Here is a 15,455-nt window from a genome sequence, read left to right as displayed (position 1 = left end):
CGTGGGTGTGAATTCGGGAGGCTGTGTGCCGTTCACCGAAAGCAGCGTGTAGCGCAGTATCCGAATCTCGTCCTTTACCTGCGCAAGCAGCGTTTCCGGTCCGCTCCAGGGCGCCCGGTCTGGCCGTCCCTCGCTAGTCGCGCGCTGCATTTCGTCGTCCGGTATGGCGTTCCGCATCGCTGTCCTCGTCGCGCTCTCCGGAGGGAGGTTTGCAATCCAGATGCGGAGGGTCCGCAGTGAGAGCGTCCCGCGGTACACGTCGAGCACTCGCGCGCCCGGGTAGTACCGCGGGATATCAGCTTCTAGCGCTTCCGCGTGCTCCGCGAGGATCGCGCACGTGCGGGAGACTTTCCCACCGGTTCTCCGGCGGCCTCTGCGGCGTCGGACACGAACTGACCGATCTCCGCGAACGTCGCGTCCAGGTCGACGAAGGTCGCGACGTCGTCCTCGTGCAGGACGCCGCCGGCCCACGTGTCGAAGTCGCTCTGACGCAGGGCTCGCATGTACGACGGGCGCCACTCGGACACGTTCTTCACGCGAAGGGAGGTACCGAGGAGTTCGGCCGTCGAGTACGCCTCCGTGGCCTCGTTCTCCTGCGCCTCAGCGGGGGTGGTGGTGGTTTCAGACATGCGCGGGTCTGCCTTTCAGCTTGTGGTTCTGGGGATGTGCGCGGGTCGTTGTGGAGCTAGCGGGACCCGGACCCGCGCAGATACGGGCCCCGCTGGTTCGTGAGTGGCTTGCGTACGTCAGCCGGTCGGGAAGAACGAGCTGACGTCCACGTCGCCGTAGTCGATGTAGCGCTTCACGGCCGCACCGGTGCTGCCCTTGTAGAACTTGAAGGTCATCGGGACGGACATGACATCCGACGTCTGCGGCTGCTCGTCCCCGCGCTCCACGACCTTGCCGTTTGGCATGTAGAAACGCATGCGCTTGTCACCGTCCATCGTGTCCGCGACGAAGGCGTACCGAAGGTCGTTGGGCTTGTCGGGGAGGTCGTACGAAGCGACGCCGGTCGTCGGCTCCAGGGAGGCAACGGGGACGTTGTCGTAGAGCGACCTGACGAGGGGGTTCAGACCCTCCAGGAAGGTGACCTGAAGGCTCTTCGTCGACTTGGTCATCAGGGTCCGGATGGGCTCCAGGGAGCCGGCCGCGTCGATGTCCTTCGACTCTTCGTCGATCTTGAAGAGCCCGCCGTCGGTCGTGACCCATCCGAGGCAGTGCCACGCAGTCGCGGGGTCAGCGAAGGGGGTTGAAGGCGCCGCAGTGTCCAGCGGAGCCAGGTACATCAGGTAGTCAGTTGCGCCGAAAGTGAGATCGGCATCGCGGGTGTCCGCCATGTGCCCTCCAGGGCATGCGAGAGACCCGCGCGTCTGTGACGTCGGGTCTGAAGGATCAGGTGGTTACGCGGGCCGAAGGCTCACGGTGTACGTGGCTCCGCGCCTGTGAACGCGCTCGTTCGCCCACGGTTGCCGTGAGGGGCCGGAGTCGCATCGGACGTCGCGGATGACGGCGCCGTTGACAGGTCCGCGGAGGAACAGGAGCGCGTCCCGGACGGAGGCCGCGAGCGTCCGCGCCTCGTCCGCCGTAGCGGCGAACACGTCGACGTAGACGCGCGGATGCGTTGCGAAGCGGTCGTCCACTCCCCCGCCCCGCTCGACACGGATGACGGGGAGGCGCGTCTCCAGGTCCGCGGGCGTCTCCGCGCCGGCGAAGACGTCGAAGGTGGCCTCCGCCCACGGGGCCAGTACGGCTTCGATGTCAGGCACGGTGCGTACCCTTCATCGTGTCGATGGCCTTCGAGAGCACTGCGTATCGCGGCGTCCGTCCGTTTCCGTGCTCGACGATGCTCGCCTCCGGAGAGGTGTTCACGAGTCGGGCGCTGGCACGGAGCCGTGGTTTCCCGCGGAAGGGCACGTTCTTGAAGACGGGGACGACGTCGAACGATGCCTTATAGCGCCCCGGGTGCGGGTCGCTCTTGGGGTCACCGACGGGTGAGCCTGCCTCCGCGATTGCCTTCATCTCCACGGCAGCATTGCGGCATGCGCGCTGCAACCACGGCCGCGAGAGCATCGAGCCGATACCGGAGTACCGACCGGTGTACTTCGAGCGGTATGCCATCAGCCGGTGACCTCCTCTACGGGTGCCTCCACTCGCGCGAGGGAGGTATAGGGGAAGATCAACGGCTTCCCGACGACTTGCCACACCTCGTCGCCGCGGAGAATGCGGTCGGACGAGCGGACGTCTGTTCCGAGCGGGGCAGCGAAGACGCGCCGTGTCTCGACGGTCGTCGATGCGTCGTGCGTCTCCGTCGAGCTTCCGACCGTCACGCCGTACGGGCTCATGATCGTGCAGAACTCGACGGTGATCTGAGTCGGTGGGCCCGTCGTCTCTGAGCCCGTGGAGTCACGGACTGGGGCACCGGGGCGCTCGATGATGAGCGTCTCCGACATGAGCTGAGTGATGAGGCTCATGTCGCCTGCCACATGGTGGTGTCCGGGGTGTAGTCCTCCGGAGCGATGCTCAGTGAGGACGCTCCGGAGGCCATGCCCACGGCGCGACGGAGCCGCTTGCGCTCGTCATCCGAGAGCACGACGCCTGTCTCCGAGTCGGAATACGACTGGAGCATGCCGCCGGCTTGCTCGGAACGGAGCCCGCCCGGGTTCGTCAGGACGCGGGCAGCGACCATGATTGCGACGCTCTTCACTCCACGCTGCGGAGGGTCCGTCAGCCGGTCCCCGACCTCACCGTAGAACGCGTCTACGGTGAGGTCATGCGCGAGATCGCACTGTGCGTCGGTGAGTGGACTCCGCAGGAGTGTCCGGAGTTCAACCGGACTGAACAGCATCACCGGCGACCGCCTTCCGCCGGGCGGTGCGCTTCACGGGTGCCTTCGCCGTCGGAACTTCCGTCAAACGACTAGCGCGACTCGTCGGAGCCTCCGCCCATGCCTTCGGGTTCGTGATGAGCGACTGCGCCCATTCCGGGACCTCGTCCGCAGGGCCGAACACGTGGGCGGTGCCCTCGGCGTCCGTCACGTGGACGTTCGTTGCCAGGGTTGCCATGCGTTAGTGCCTCGCGTTTCGGATCAGAGTACGTCGGCCTGGAAGGTGAGGTCAGGCGCAGCGACGACGGGGAGCGCGATGGCCGTTGCGCGGGTCCACACGGTCTGTGGGTCCTCGCTCTTGTAGGAGCCAACGGCGATGCCGGCCTCCGAGCCCGCCAGACCGTAGCGCGGGTCGTCCGCCTCCACGGGCACACCCCAGAGGGTCTGACCGACGGCGTCACCGACCTCCGGAAGGAACAGGATCTTGTCCACGGGCGTGACTCGCGTTGCGACGCCGTTCACGGAGACCTGCGCGTCGTAGATGATGACGGGCGGGATGTCGTAGTCCCCGAGGACCGTGTTCAGCGCGTCGCGCGTCAGGACGGTGGGCGGGTTCTGCGTGTTGGCGAGCTTCGTCAGACCGACGTTCCGGCGGAGCCAGTTGTAGGCCGTGCGGGACATCAGCGTGTACGCCGGGAGCCGGCCGTTCGTCGTGTTGTAGACGTCGAGCCAGTTCGACAGGTCGCCGTACGCGTCGGCCGTGGCGAAGGTGCTCCACGGGGTCGACGCCGTCACGTTGTGCGCGGCGTTGCGACCGAAGTCCACGCTCGCCTGGACGTTGTTCTCGTTCAGGCTGACGCCACCGGTGAAGAGGGCCTCACCGCGCGCGAGTTCGAGACGGGCTTCGATCTGGCGGGCGAGACGCACACCATCGTCGAGCATGGCGTCGCGGATTTCCGCATTCTGGGTGTCCACGTTCCGGCGCCGGATGCGCTCGTACTCGCCGACAGGGATCTTCCGCGAGATGGGCGGCAGTTCGCCGCTCACACGCGCGCCACCTGGCCGCGTACCGACGTCAGACGACGCGTCGTAGCCACGGAACACGGCCGCCTCAGTGAGGCCGCCTCCGCCCCGGGTGAAGCGGTAGCTCAGGTCGTTGATGGTCCGGTTGGGGAGCCAGCGGTCGAGCGTCTCCGCGTTCTCCGGGCGGTCCGCTAGAGCCGCACGCGCGTAGCCGGTGAGTTCCGCGGGAGTCGCGAACTCGTCAATGAGCTGCATAGTTGGTGGTTACCTCTCAGACGAAGATGACGCGGGAGGCAAGATCGACCTTGCCCGCGGCGTCGACGGCAACGGGGAGCTTGGCTTCCTTCACCGCGCAGTGGACGAGCATCGAAGCGACCGCGGACGGGAGCGTTGCGCCCCGTCGCGTGACGACCTCCACGCTCGTGAACAGGAAGCCGACGCAGGTCTGACGACCGTCGGAAGCTGCGTCGTCGTACGGGCCGTACTTGCCGCCCGTGGTGATCTTGCCGAGCGGGATGCCGCTCTTGATGTAGCCGTCCGGGTAGTGGGTGCCGGCCGTGAACTTGGAGACGTCCAGCGTCGCGCTCAGCGCGATGTCAGTGCCGTGGTCGCTGAAGAGCCAGTCCCGCTTGTCCTGCGAGAAGCTCTCAGTGATGAGACCGAGGTTCATGTGTCCTCCGAGAGGGGATGGTTAGTTCTTGCCGTGGCGCTCGCGGTACAGGTCCGCGCCGGCGGTGACGGTCTTCGCCCCGCCGTTGACGTCGCTCCCGCGGTTGCCTCCGGAGCGCGGAGGGGGCGTGCCGGCCGGAGCTGAGAGCGCCTTCAGTGCGTCAGCGCTGGCTTCCAGCTCCTCCCGGGTGGTACCGGTGAGGAACGCCGCATGCGCGGGGGTGAGCTGCTTTTCACCGATCACCTGGAGCTTCAGAAGCTCCGCGGTAGCCGTCGCAGCCGCAGCCGCGTTGGTCGCGGCGAGTGCCGCAGCGTCGTCGCGCTCCTTCTGGAGTCGCTGTGTCTCAGTGAGGTCCGCGGCCTCTCGCGCCTTCAGGGCCTCGTCCGCCTTGCGCAGGCGCTCCAGCTCCGCGGCGTCGGGGACAGCGTTGGCGCGCGCCTCGTGCTTGCGGGCGTGATGGCGCCAGTAGGCCACCTGATGTTCCGGCGTCATCTCTGCCGTCGGAGTGTTGTCCGGGAAGCCGTGTTCGTTCAGCTTCGGAGCGCCACCACCTCCGCCCCCGCCACCTGCGTTGGGGTCGTCCTCGAAGAGGGTCCAGGGCTCGTGGGCGAGCGTCAGGAGGGCGTTACGGCGCGCGAGAGTGCGACGAGGCATGTTTGGTTCCCCTGTCGGGAGTCGTCCGCCCATGTCGGGCGTCAGGTCGGGAGGTTGATGTCGTCAGGGCCGGTGAAGCGTTGGCCCCGGTAGCCCAGAACGGGCCCTATCTCGCCGTGGTCGTTGGCGACGATGATCTTTCGGTAATCGACGGCGCGGCCTCCGCGGTCGAAGGTGCCGATGGCCGCCTCTACCGCGTCGTGGATCTGCTCTAGTCGCGCCTCGTCGATGACCTGGCCCGGGTCGTAGTCCGCGGTGACCGTCTTCACGAGGCAGTCACATCCGGGATGGATCGGGGCTAGATCTTTCTTGTGGTAGCGCTGAGTGGCCGCGATCATGCAGAGTGCGCAGTCGTATTCGCCCTGAAGCTCGCGAACGGTGTACTCGAACTTGGGCAGGTCGTCGCTCACGTCGCGCACGGTGTGCGTCCGGGCTAGCTGGAGGTCCGTCTTAAGGATCGTCTCTAGCCGGTGCGAGCCCTGGTCAACGGCGACGTCAAGGGGATCGCCGTTGCCGAGCGCCGTCCATACCGTCTTGAACGGCCGCTCGTAGACCTCCACCGGGTCGACGCCGCGGAGCGCAGTGCCCGTCACGGCGTCCAGGTCGAGCGCTACGCGCCCGGCGCTCGCGTCCACTTCCTTGTAGAGCTGCTGAAGGTAGGACGAGGTGAGCTTCGCTATCTGGCGCTCGCCGGCGAGAATCATCGGGAGTGTGCGTCGCTGGAAGCTCTTCACGTCCGCGTCACGCCAGGACCCGAGCCCGGTGAATGCCGAGCCCGTGCGCCCGAGGACACTTCCCCAGACGCTACGGACCGCGGAACCGTACTGACGGTCAAGCCGCGACAGGGTCACTGTCACCCCGTCCGATCACCGGGCGCTGATCACGCTTAGCGCGGGCGTCGTCAAGGTTCGTCACCTTGGGCGCCGTAGCGTCGGCAACCGCCTGCGCGTTGATCGCGTCTTCGGCTCTGTCGACCTCCATGCGCGCAATCTGCGTCGGCGTGTAGCCCATGTCTTCCATGCGCTGACGCCACGGGACTCCGGCGGCTTCCTTCTTTACGGCTGCGTCGGCAAGCTCGGAGACACTGCGCGACTCGGGGTCACGCCAGATGGTTTCAGCGTGGAACGCCGTCGCCTTCGCCTCGTCGCCCAGGACGCGGAACGCGAGTCGCATGGTCTGTTCCCACGACTCACCGAAGGTGCGTTGCCTGTCGCGAACCTTGCTGATCAGGCCGGTTTCCGCGGCCTTCAGAGCGTCGCCGCTGACGTTGACCACCGCGCCAATGAGGTAGTGCGGGGGCGTGCGGCTGATGGCTGCGAGATCCTGCACGGCCGCCTGAACCGCGGAGACGTACGGCTTCAGGTCCGTCGCGGCGAATTCGCCGAACTTCGTCTCAGGGTCGCCGCTCGTCCACAAGCTCTTGATGTCCAGCTTGTACGGCTGGAGCTTCTGGCCGGTGATCGGGTCCTCGTCGACCTCCAGGCCGGAGGCGTAGCGCTGCCTGAAGGCGCCGTACTTCATCGCCGCAATCAGGTTGATCAGGGAGAGGTTGATCCGGTTCTGAATCGTGAGCACGTCTTCGTGCTCCGCGAAGCCACTGATCCGCCGGTTGCGACGGTTGATGAAGGGGACGAGCGGGACCATGTCCAGGTCGTTCGCGCGCTCTCCGTCCGCCGTGTTGGGCAGTGTGAAGGCGTCCCAGCTCCGAAGGCTCGCGGCGGAGCCGGAGAACTGCGGGCGCTGTGTCTTCGTGACGAAGTCGTAGATCTTCTCCGGCGTCCACAGCGTCGCTCGGGTGTCTCCGGTCCAGTCGTCGCGCCACAGTTTCAGCCCTGCGGCGAGCCGCCGGCGGTTGCCCTGCTCGTGCTCGACGGCCACCTGACGGGGAGTCTCGTGCGTGATGACGGGCCGACCGTCGTCCCCTCGCTCGACGAGCGCGAAGGAGCGACGCTGCGAGAGGGCGCCATAGTGGATCAGGTCGGCGTCAGCGTCGAGCGCGTTCTCCTGCCAGACCCGGTTAGCGTCGCTGTCACCCTTGGTGGCGTCCTTCGCGTTCGAGTCCGGTGTGCCGAAGCGGAAGCCGTCGACGTGCATGCGCTCGACTGGGGAGTCGATGACGAGGCTCGTCCAGTTGGTTCGAGCGTCCCGCATCCAATCGCGAGCCTCGCGGGGGTCGACACCGGGCACCTTCGGTAGCGGCGCCTTGTTCTCAGCGAAGCGGCGGAGGGTTTCGAGTCCTGGCTCCGTCTCACCGTCAGCGTCAACGGCGTCGTCCACCTCGTCGAGCAGCTTCTTACCGAGCCGTTGAAGCCACCACCCGGGAGACTCCACCTTCGAAGCATCGATAGGCACTTACGGACCTCCCTAGAAGGCTACGAGTCGGTTGGAGCGCTTTTTGCGCTTCGTGATTCCTGCGGCGACGGCGTCCGCGCGGCACTCGTAGGCGAGTACGGCGCTCATGGCGGCGTCGATCTTCTTTGGCGACTTGGGATGCTGCTTAGCAATGCCCATGTGGTTTCGGCCCATTGGCTTCCGGAACGCGTTCACGACGTGGCGCGTCAGGGAGGCTCCGAGAACGAAAGCGGGGCGGGATGCCTCGTCGACGTCGTTCGTCGACGCGTGCGAGAGCCCCTTGTCCTCTACGGCCTCGTGGAAGCGGTCGAGCGCGGTCTCCATGTGGGAGGGACGGTTGGTCCACCACTCCATGGGGCGCGCCTGCGTGGCACGGACCTGAAGGCCCTCACCATGCGCCGCAGTCCAGGCGTCCACGTAGTCCTGCCAGTGCGGCGGGTCGCAGTAGAAGCCGCAGACGTCGTATCGGTCGAAGGCACGCGCGACGGCTGCGTCCACGGCCACGCGGTCGACTTGCCAGTCTTCGCCTTCGGGGCCTTCGGGCTTCTCCCACACTCCGAGGAGCTGGAGATGTCCGTCGGACACGCGGCACGCAGTAAGCGCCGTGGCGTCGTCCCGGATGGAACCGTCGAAGCCCAGCGTGACGAGGTCGCCCTCCGCTAGCTCCTCTGCGCGCCGGCACAGGCCCCATGCGTCGGGGTCCATCCACGCGTCAGAGGCGACGGTGCGGGAGTTCAGGAAGTACCGCTTGCCGTCCGCGGAGTCGTTGCGGGTGTCGTAGAAGTCGTCGACGAGGGAGTCAAGATCCATCCACTCCATGGCGTCGCCATAGGCGTCGATGATGGCTGCACGGAGCGCGGCCTCGTTCTTGAGGTCTGCGCATTCGCCGTACCGGTGGTCGTACATCAGTCGCGCGCGACCGCGCTTCTTACGACCCTCGCGGATGGACTCCGCTTCCTCGTAGGTGCGTTCCGCCACGGAGTCTTGCCCCGGGGCGAACATCGTCGTGGTTTCGAGGAACCAGGGCTCCGCGAGCCGCTTACGCTTGCGGAGATTACGCGTCACCGTGGCGTACATGCGCCGCAGTTCAGGCGTGTTGTAGAGGTGGGTTTCGTCGAAGCAGACCCACGTTTCCTTACCGCCGTCCTTCGAGGAGGACGAGGCAGTTGACGGCGTGATCTCTCCGCCGTCAGGGAGGTTGATTTTTGTCAGTCCCGGGTCGATGCCCGGTACGTGGCTGAGGAGCGCGTCATCATCGGTCAGGTTGTAATAGATGGTGTCGTAGACGTTTCCGGTCTGGCCCTCTTCAGTGGCCATGATCCGGATGTACGGCACGGAAACGGGACGGCCCATGGGCTCGCCGGCCTCGTAGACGTACTCGAAGCCCAGGCCCCACGGGTCGCGGTAGACCTCCCCGCCTTCGGCCCAACCGTCGAAACGGCATGGGCCGAGACCTTCGAAGAGACCGAGTCGCGCGCCTAGTCCGGACTTGTCGCAGCCCTTCGGGCGGGAGAAGAATCCGGAGTCGTAGAGGCGCCGGCCGTCGACGTCGAGCGCGTAGCAGTCGACGACGAAGCCTGTGTACTCGTCACCGTGCTTCACCGGCATGCCCTGGACGTCGCCAGGGCCGTGCACGACGAAGTACTCCATCCATGCGACCGCCATCCACCCGAGAGAGCGGGAGCGGTCGTGACCGGGAGCGCGCACAAGAGCGCGCGGCATCCGGTCTCCTAACCTGTGAGTCGAGCCCTGCGGCTGTTGATGTCAGAGACGTTGCCGGGGCTCTGTACGGGCGCCTGCGGGCGCGTGGCGGGGTCGTCGACCTTCAGCTTCAGGCGGGCCCTGTCCTCCGGCGTGGCGCCGAATTTGGCTGCTCTGAGGCGTACTTCGGATGCGAACTCCCATCGGCCCTTCGCCCACATCGTGTGATGCATGAGCGCGGTGTCGATCAGGAAGAGCCAGTCCGTGTCGACGAAGGTCTGAGCCTGCGCGCTGGAGCGCCATGCGTCCCACCACAGCTTCGTCATGGCGTGCCACTCGACGTCGACGCCGTCCTCCGACCCGAGTACTCCCGCGGGGAGTTCGGGGCCGCGAAGCTCGTCGTCAGGCGTGATCACCGTCTCCGGCTCGCCCGCGTTACGCCGGCGCCGCTTCGAGGGGTCTTTGGGGGCGGGTCCGCGGCCAGCCATCAGGTCACGTCCAGCGTCAGCGGAAAGCTGTGGGCGTGCCGAGCAACCGTCATAGCCCATATCGTGCGGTCCACAGCGCGGAGCATCCGGACGTGCTGCCAGTCCTCGTCGGTGAAGACATGCGTTTCGTCGACCTGGCCGTCAGGGAGCGTCACGACCTCGTGGTCGGGGTGTGAGCACACGGGGTACCTCCCGGGTCGGACGGCCGGAGCCGCCCATGTCGGGAGCTACGCCGTCAGCTTGGAAACCACCGCGGAGAGGTCCGCGAGGATGGACGGGGAAGAGCCATGTCGGCGCCCCGTCATTGCGATGTAGCGGCCGGTTCCGTAGATCTCCACGGCCGTACCGTCAGGACGCCTGAGCTTCCGTCCATGACGGACGTCGGCACGGCCCCAGATGTGCAAGCCGTCGCCGGACGGGGAGACCTCTACGTAGGTGGTCCCCGCGTCGCGGACGATAGCTGCGGCCCACGGGGCGAGTTGCCCAGTGAGCGGGTTGAGACAGTGGTCCAGGTCGAGACAGACAATGTCGTCGTCCTCGGAGAGAACGAAGCCCAGACCGACGCCAGCCGTCGAGGAGACGGCGTCAGCGTGTGTGCTCCACGTCCGCGGGTCCGTCGAGGAGGCCGCCATGCCGGCGACGGTCAACGGGACTTTCTTCGCGGAGCGACGAATCCACCTGGCGCGGGTCGTCAGCTCGTCGGGGAGCGGGTTGCGCGCCTTCGCACGCGACAGTGCCTTGCGGCACCGGGGCGAGCACGACTTTGCGTGAGCACGAGCCATGATCGGCATCGGCCCTGTGCAGTGCTCGCACGTCTTCATCATGGGTCCATTCTAGATGCGGCCGGTCACACTTTCAAGCCTGTGACCTGGGGTGATTCCAATCCCCTTGCGACCGAGGCCCTGTACGCCCGCCTCCCGGATGGGGGTCGAATTCACTCCAGCCGGCCAGCGTTCGCCGCTCCAGCGGGCTCCTGCGGGCTCCTGCGGGCTCCTGCGGACGCCATGACGGCATCCCCCAGACCCGTACAGACAGAGAGGACCAGCACCTCTTCGGTCAGGAGATCACCCCGGAGGGGATCACCCCCCTGGGGGCGTGGCTAGTCGATCTTGGCTGCGAAGCCGGCGCGAGGCTCGCGACGATCACCGTCGCTCAGCTCACCCTTGATCGTCAGCACGCTGGGTACGAGCGTCAGCGTGATCGTCGTACATTCGCGATCATGACCGACGTTGATCTTCGGAGGCTTCGCCATCTTTCCGACGTCGACGCCATTGACGCTCACGCGCGTGACGATCACGCCGTCTGCGCCTGTGTCGTCTGCCTCCTCCAGCACCACGTGGGCACCGCTCATGCCTCGTCACCATCCGTGTCACGTGGGTGTGTGCTGCCGTTGTCCACCCATCTACGCCCTGCGTACCACGCCCACCTACACGTGGTGCTGTCCTGCGTGGGTGCCTCTGTGCGTGGCTCCATCAGTCCTCCAGTGCAGGGTGTGTGGGCTTGGGCCTGTGTGTACGCACGCGTGTAAGGGCGGCTGCTGTACCACCTTCACTGCTGCTCTTGCGTGCGTGGTGCCACGTGCACAGGAGCCGTAGGTTCTCGTCCCTGTGGTCGTCTCCGGGCTCGATGTGGTCCACGTCTGTGCCTGGTAGATCGCACTGTCTGTCGTCGCTGTAGCGCCACGTACAGACGCCCTTGTCACGCCGGATGATGCGGCGCCGTATGCGGGGCCAGTCCTTCGGGAGACGCTGCCTTCGCGTGCTGCCTTCCCACGCCACTACGCAGGCACGTCCCTCAGCCACCGTCGCTCCTCCCGCGTCCAGCGGAAGAGGGCGAAGCCATGGCCGGCCAGGATTACGGCCACGCCACGCGCATGACGCCATGTGCCGTCACCGACGGGGCCAACACCCCAACGGAAGCCGTCGTACGCGGAGTACCGGTAGAAGTCCCATCCGAACATCGCGCCTCCCTGGCGTCATCTGCGGGGCTAAGCTCTGGGCATGGGGATATTCGGGGGACGCACCGTCGACAGGGCGGCATCGAAGGCGTACAAGCGGGGCGACACGGTCTACGTCGCCACCATCCACGCCATTCCGGGCCGTCAGGACGGGGGCCTTGCGTTCGGTATCTCCCGCGTCGAAGCCGCCGGCTGGAAGCTGGAGCAACAGACCGAGGGAACGCGGCTCCAGATGGGCTACGCACAGCGCTACTGGACGTGCACCTTCCGCGCCGTGCCGAACGTCCCCGGAACGTAGTCAGCCCCGCTCGCGGGAACGCTCCTCCGCGGCGGGGCTTGTGTGTGGGCTAGACGATGCCGTCCCGGTCGTCACGGTGGACAACCTTCACAGCGCTCGCCTTCGTGCCGGTGACCGTCAGGAACGCCGCCTTCGTCCGCCTCGTCGCCACCGTGCGTGCACACTGGTCGTAGACGATGCTCTGACGCGACGGAGCGTCGCTCTGTACGTACGCGTGGCGTCCCGTCAGGGTGCAGCCCTGATAGCGCACTCCGGAAGGGTTCGTGTAGCGGTGCGGGGCGTAGGCGTCGCCGGCTGAGTACGCCTTGAACGCCCATGCGTCGTCCATGCAGCCGACGAACTGAATCATGCCCTTCCATGCGGAGTCGATGACCATGTTCGCCTCGTCCCGCGGCTCGAAGCGCACGCCCGTCACGGTGAGGTTCTGGACGGAGTCGAAGTGACTGCCTGCGGGGAAGTAGACGAACCGGGAGGGCGAGCCGTTGGGCCGCTTCCCGGTGAAGATCCATGAGCCGCCGGAAACGTTGATCGATCCGCCCTTGTCGAAGCGGAGGACGTCACCGTATGCAGGCTCCATCTTGCAGTCACGAAAGCTGTAGTTGAGGAACTGATCCTGCTGCACGTTGGCCGGCGTCATCCCCGACCAGAACCATGCGACGTCGTACGAGCCAGTGACCGTGCACCTGTCGAAGACGAACTCACTGTTGCAGTTGCTCGCCGTGGGGCCGTCGAGTCCGACACCGTACTTCCAGGAGCCGCGCCACTCGCAGTTCGTGAAGTTCCAGTCCTGGCACGCTCCGGTGCTGGAGCTGAGGAGGAACGAGGCGCCTGCGTTCGTCGAGCGGAACGAGACGTCGTAGAAGCGGACGCCCATCCAACGGTCAGTGTTGACGAGGAGCGGCGCCGTGCCAGTCATGACGATCTCTGACGTCCGCTTGCCCTGGCCCCGGAACGTGAGTCCCTGCGCACGGCCGCTCTTGGGCCGCATGATGCTGTCCGAGACGCTGTAGACGCCCGTCAGGAGCACTGTCACCGTGGCCACCGGAACGCTTCCGCCGGCGTCTGCCGTCAGTCGCTTGTCCACGTCCTCCATGAGGGCCTGGAAAGCCTTTGTGGCGTCCTTGCCGGGCTGCGCGCCGTAATCCTCCGGGCGGACGATGTACGCCGCCACAGAGGGCGTGGGACGCTTCGACAGGGCGTCGACGGCGCTCTCCAGGGCCTCAGTGCGCGTGGCTATGGCGTCGACGTCGGACGCGCTAGGAACCTCAACAGGCATGGCGTCCTCCGCCAGGATGGATGGGTGTGGTCGGGACGGAAGGATTCGAACCTTCGATCTCTTGCTCCCAAAGCAAGCGCCGTAGGCCGGACTTGGCTACGTCCCGTAAACGCCAACAGCCCCGCTGACAAGAGTCAGGGGGCTGCGGTGTGCCCTCCCCCGTGTTCGGCACAGGGAGGGCACTACTCCGGATGGGAGTCCGACACCAACGGCGTCAGGAACGACGCTAGCGCAGTGCTCGTCCTCCGCGGAGGAGTTCTCGAAGAGCCCCCGGCGCGAGTCGAACGCGCGACCTCTGCTTTACGAGAGCAGCGCTCTGGCCAACTGAGCTACGGAGGCATGCGAGGCGCACCCGGAATCGAACCGGAGCCGCGACCTGAGCCCACCGACTCACGCGCCCCTAGACGTCGAAGACGCCTCGTCCCTGGCCGTGGAATCGAACCACGCAAGCCGTCTCCAGCGCAGGCTTTACAGGCACGCTTGCGTCCCGAGCGCTCCAGGGTTGTGCTCCTCGTCAAGGATTCGAACCCCGACTTCCGAGTCCAGGGCCCGGCGTGCTCCCGTTGCACTAACGAGGAAAGACCTTGCCCACAAGGGGCAAGGTGGGTTGCGTACCGCACGAGGGACTCGAACCCCCAACCTCCTGATCCTGAATCAGGCGCCTCTGCCAAATTGGGCTAGTGCGGCGTGCCGTGGCGTCCCCGCCAACCCACGGTCAGTCAGGAGTCCAGTGTTCCCCCTGACGAATCCCTCCCCGGCGATGTGATCGGTCCCAAGGGACTACAGGGATCGTTCCGGGGCTCTCAGAACGTCAGAGGCTCTCCGCGAGAGGTCCCGCGGTGCTTGACGTCAACGCCGTCGCATCGTCGGAACGGGCGTGACCCCGTCCTAGCTCCAGCGGAACGCACCGTGCCTCCAGGATGGCCGTTAGGTGCGTCTCGTCCCTTCGCCCGGAGTCGAACCGGAGTCAGCGCGACCACAACGCGCCGCTCTACCACTGAGCTACGAAAGGTGTGCGACGAGCCGGCGCGGACGGGATTTGAACCCGCGACCATACGCTCCAGGGACCGCACGGGTGTGGAGCGCTGTTCTGCCTGACTGAACTACCGCGTACGCCTGCGCACGGCTCCGGCTCGTCGTTTTGGGCACCGCGCGTGCGGAGGGTGTCACCCCGCCGTGCCCTCTGTACCGGGACTAGGGTCGCTGACGAAGCGTCCGTCCGGTACAGCCGTGAGCGTGACGGGATTCGAACCCGCGGCGCGTAACCCGTTGCCTGTCTGACGGCGGGACCGCGTCTTGTCAGTGTCACCCTTTGGCCAGACTCGGGCACACGCTCACCTCCCCCTCGTCCGTCCCCTGGACGTCGAGCGGAAACATACGTCAAACGACTCACGCAACTAGATACGCTGCGGCGGCCGTCAAGATCTTCGGGTCGTCACGGAGATGACCGATGCCCACGTTGCAGGGCCAGCACAGGAGTCCGCGTACGCACTTACCGCAGGACTTCGCGGGCTCGGGACAGCATGCGTGGTCGTGGTCTACCGCAAGTTCCTTACCTGCCGGGTCAGCAGCACCGCACACGGCGCATACACCGTGCTGTGCATCGAGCATGTCGTCGTACTGCTCAACCGTGATGCCGTACTGCCGGCGTAGATAGTCACTGCGCACGCAGCGGATACAGATCGAATTCAGACCGTCGGTAGCAGCCGCGTACCGATAGTAAGCGTCCTCGCGGAGCCACTGATCGCACGTCCGGCACTGCTTGCGCCCCTCAGCGTCCCGGGCCGCAGCCGTACGCAGCGTGCGCAATGGTGTCAGAGCGCGTCCCGCCCGCTGCTGATGGTAGTGCCCGGCACAGAATCCCAACGAAGTGCACGGCTTACCGCAGCCGTCGGCAGCACACTCCCCTCCGGGAGTACGCCTTACTCGAAGCGACGCGAGTGGCTTACCCTTCTGACGCTGCGTGTAATGCCCGGCGCACAGCCCACTCGACTGAACGGGCTTCCCGCACCCTTCAAAGGAACATGCGACATCAGACTTTGCGCCCCAGCGCCAACGCACTGGAGTAAGCGTAAGCCCCTTGCGGGACTGCTCATAGTGGGTCCCGCAAAGGCCGCGGGACCTAACTCGTCCCCCGCACCCTTCGAACGAGCAGACGCGATTGTTACTCACGTTGAGCCCCTAAGAGAACGTCGAGAAGCCCCGACGCTTA

At 66.3% G+C, this 15,455-nt stretch carries 19 protein-coding genes and 7 tRNA genes; 1 reads left to right on the top strand and 25 read right to left on the bottom strand.

What is annotated here, in order from left to right:
* Positions 1 to 302: 302 nt before the first annotated feature.
* From ABZT74_RS06015 to ABZT74_RS05940, 16 genes are all read right to left on the bottom strand, one after another.
* Positions 303 to 629 (bottom strand): hypothetical protein, encoded by a 327-nt coding sequence (locus tag ABZT74_RS06015; RefSeq protein WP_356433531.1) that lies wholly within the window; start codon positions 627 to 629, stop codon positions 303 to 305.
* Between the two features lie 117 nt (positions 630 to 746).
* On the bottom strand, positions 747 to 1,337 hold the full coding sequence (locus ABZT74_RS06010; RefSeq protein WP_356433530.1) for a phage tail protein: 591 nt from the start codon (positions 1,335 to 1,337) through the stop codon (positions 747 to 749).
* A 63-nt stretch (positions 1,338 to 1,400) separates the two neighbouring features.
* A complete protein-coding gene (locus tag ABZT74_RS06005; RefSeq protein WP_356433529.1) occupies positions 1,401 to 1,766 on the bottom strand; it encodes a hypothetical protein in 366 nt (121 codons plus the stop codon).
* Positions 1,759 to 2,118: a hypothetical protein gene (locus ABZT74_RS06000; RefSeq protein ID WP_356433528.1), complete on the bottom strand. Its 360-nt coding sequence runs from the start codon at positions 2,116 to 2,118 to the stop codon at positions 1,759 to 1,761. The genes ABZT74_RS06005 and ABZT74_RS06000 overlap by 8 nt, the downstream gene beginning before the upstream one ends.
* Positions 2,118 to 2,450, bottom strand: a complete 333-nt coding sequence (locus ABZT74_RS05995; RefSeq protein WP_356433527.1) for a hypothetical protein — start codon at positions 2,448 to 2,450, stop codon at positions 2,118 to 2,120. Before ABZT74_RS05995 ends, ABZT74_RS06000 begins: the two co-directional genes overlap by 1 nt.
* Positions 2,451 to 2,467: 17 nt before the next feature.
* Entirely contained in the window at positions 2,468 to 2,686 is a 219-nt protein-coding gene (locus tag ABZT74_RS05990) for a hypothetical protein (RefSeq protein ID WP_356433526.1), read from the bottom strand.
* A gap of 399 nt (positions 2,687 to 3,085) precedes the next feature.
* Positions 3,086 to 4,102, bottom strand: a complete 1,017-nt coding sequence (locus ABZT74_RS05985; RefSeq protein ID WP_356433525.1) for a major capsid protein — start codon at positions 4,100 to 4,102, stop codon at positions 3,086 to 3,088.
* A 16-nt stretch (positions 4,103 to 4,118) separates the two neighbouring features.
* Positions 4,119 to 4,517 carry a head decoration protein gene (locus ABZT74_RS05980; protein WP_356433524.1) on the bottom strand — a complete coding sequence of 133 codons (399 nt, stop codon included), beginning with the start codon at positions 4,515 to 4,517 and terminating at the stop codon, positions 4,119 to 4,121.
* Positions 4,518 to 4,538: 21 nt separating this feature from the next.
* Positions 4,539 to 5,171 (bottom strand): hypothetical protein, encoded by a 633-nt coding sequence (locus ABZT74_RS05975; RefSeq protein ID WP_356433523.1) that lies wholly within the window; start codon positions 5,169 to 5,171, stop codon positions 4,539 to 4,541.
* Positions 5,172 to 5,212: 41 nt separating this feature from the next.
* Complete coding sequence (locus ABZT74_RS05970; RefSeq protein WP_356433522.1) at positions 5,213 to 5,905, bottom strand: hypothetical protein; 693 nt, start codon at positions 5,903 to 5,905, stop codon at positions 5,213 to 5,215.
* Between the two features lie 97 nt (positions 5,906 to 6,002).
* Entirely contained in the window at positions 6,003 to 7,523 is a 1,521-nt protein-coding gene (locus tag ABZT74_RS05965; protein WP_356433521.1) for a phage portal protein, read from the bottom strand.
* Between the two features lie 12 nt (positions 7,524 to 7,535).
* Positions 7,536 to 9,173 (bottom strand): terminase, encoded by a 1,638-nt coding sequence (locus tag ABZT74_RS05960; protein WP_356433520.1) that lies wholly within the window; start codon positions 9,171 to 9,173, stop codon positions 7,536 to 7,538.
* 80 nt (positions 9,174 to 9,253) lie between these two features.
* The gene (locus tag ABZT74_RS05955) at positions 9,254 to 9,640 is read right to left on the bottom strand and encodes a hypothetical protein (protein WP_356433519.1); all 387 of its coding nucleotides are present in this window, start codon (positions 9,638 to 9,640) and stop codon (positions 9,254 to 9,256) included.
* 71 nt (positions 9,641 to 9,711) lie between these two features.
* Positions 9,712 to 9,894 carry a hypothetical protein gene (locus ABZT74_RS05950; RefSeq protein ID WP_356433518.1) on the bottom strand — a complete coding sequence of 61 codons (183 nt, stop codon included), beginning with the start codon at positions 9,892 to 9,894 and terminating at the stop codon, positions 9,712 to 9,714.
* 45 nt (positions 9,895 to 9,939) lie between these two features.
* Positions 9,940 to 10,494, bottom strand: a complete 555-nt coding sequence (locus ABZT74_RS05945; RefSeq protein WP_356433648.1) for a bifunctional DNA primase/polymerase — start codon at positions 10,492 to 10,494, stop codon at positions 9,940 to 9,942.
* A gap of 317 nt (positions 10,495 to 10,811) precedes the next feature.
* On the bottom strand, positions 10,812 to 11,063 hold the full coding sequence (locus ABZT74_RS05940; protein ID WP_356433517.1) for a hypothetical protein: 252 nt from the start codon (positions 11,061 to 11,063) through the stop codon (positions 10,812 to 10,814).
* A 649-nt stretch (positions 11,064 to 11,712) separates the two neighbouring features.
* Here ABZT74_RS05940 and ABZT74_RS05935 point away from each other — a divergent pair.
* Positions 11,713 to 11,967 (top strand): hypothetical protein, encoded by a 255-nt coding sequence (locus ABZT74_RS05935; RefSeq protein ID WP_356433516.1) that lies wholly within the window; start codon positions 11,713 to 11,715, stop codon positions 11,965 to 11,967.
* Positions 11,968 to 12,016: 49 nt separating this feature from the next.
* Here ABZT74_RS05935 and ABZT74_RS05930 read toward each other — a convergent pair whose 3' ends face one another.
* The 9 genes from ABZT74_RS05930 to ABZT74_RS05890 all read right to left on the bottom strand — a co-directional run bounded on the left by ABZT74_RS05930 (position 12,017) and on the right by ABZT74_RS05890 (position 14,911).
* Complete coding sequence (locus ABZT74_RS05930; RefSeq protein WP_356433515.1) at positions 12,017 to 13,243, bottom strand: hypothetical protein; 1,227 nt, start codon at positions 13,241 to 13,243, stop codon at positions 12,017 to 12,019.
* Between the two features lie 27 nt (positions 13,244 to 13,270).
* Positions 13,271 to 13,349: transfer RNA gene (locus tag ABZT74_RS05925), tRNA-Pro, on the bottom strand.
* A 159-nt stretch (positions 13,350 to 13,508) separates the two neighbouring features.
* Positions 13,509 to 13,582: transfer RNA gene (locus ABZT74_RS05920), tRNA-Thr, on the bottom strand.
* Positions 13,583 to 13,750: 168 nt separating this feature from the next.
* Positions 13,751 to 13,821: transfer RNA gene (locus ABZT74_RS05915), tRNA-Gln, on the bottom strand.
* 34 nt (positions 13,822 to 13,855) lie between these two features.
* A tRNA-Leu gene (locus ABZT74_RS05910) sits at positions 13,856 to 13,930 on the bottom strand.
* A gap of 254 nt (positions 13,931 to 14,184) precedes the next feature.
* Positions 14,185 to 14,255 (bottom strand) — tRNA-His (locus ABZT74_RS05905).
* A 12-nt stretch (positions 14,256 to 14,267) separates the two neighbouring features.
* Positions 14,268 to 14,357, bottom strand: a tRNA-OTHER gene (locus tag ABZT74_RS05900).
* A 117-nt stretch (positions 14,358 to 14,474) separates the two neighbouring features.
* Positions 14,475 to 14,579 (bottom strand) — tRNA-OTHER (locus tag ABZT74_RS05895).
* A 53-nt stretch (positions 14,580 to 14,632) separates the two neighbouring features.
* A complete protein-coding gene (locus tag ABZT74_RS05890) occupies positions 14,633 to 14,911 on the bottom strand; it encodes an endonuclease VII domain-containing protein (RefSeq protein ID WP_356433514.1) in 279 nt (92 codons plus the stop codon).
* Positions 14,912 to 15,455 lie beyond the last annotated feature (544 nt).

This window comes from Streptomyces sp. NPDC005302, from assembly GCF_040607345.1.
Taxonomy (GTDB): domain Bacteria; phylum Actinomycetota; class Actinomycetes; order Streptomycetales; family Streptomycetaceae; genus Streptomyces.
The sequence above is the reverse complement of the archived record's forward strand: the minus strand, read 5'-3'. Positions and strand labels throughout refer to the sequence as shown.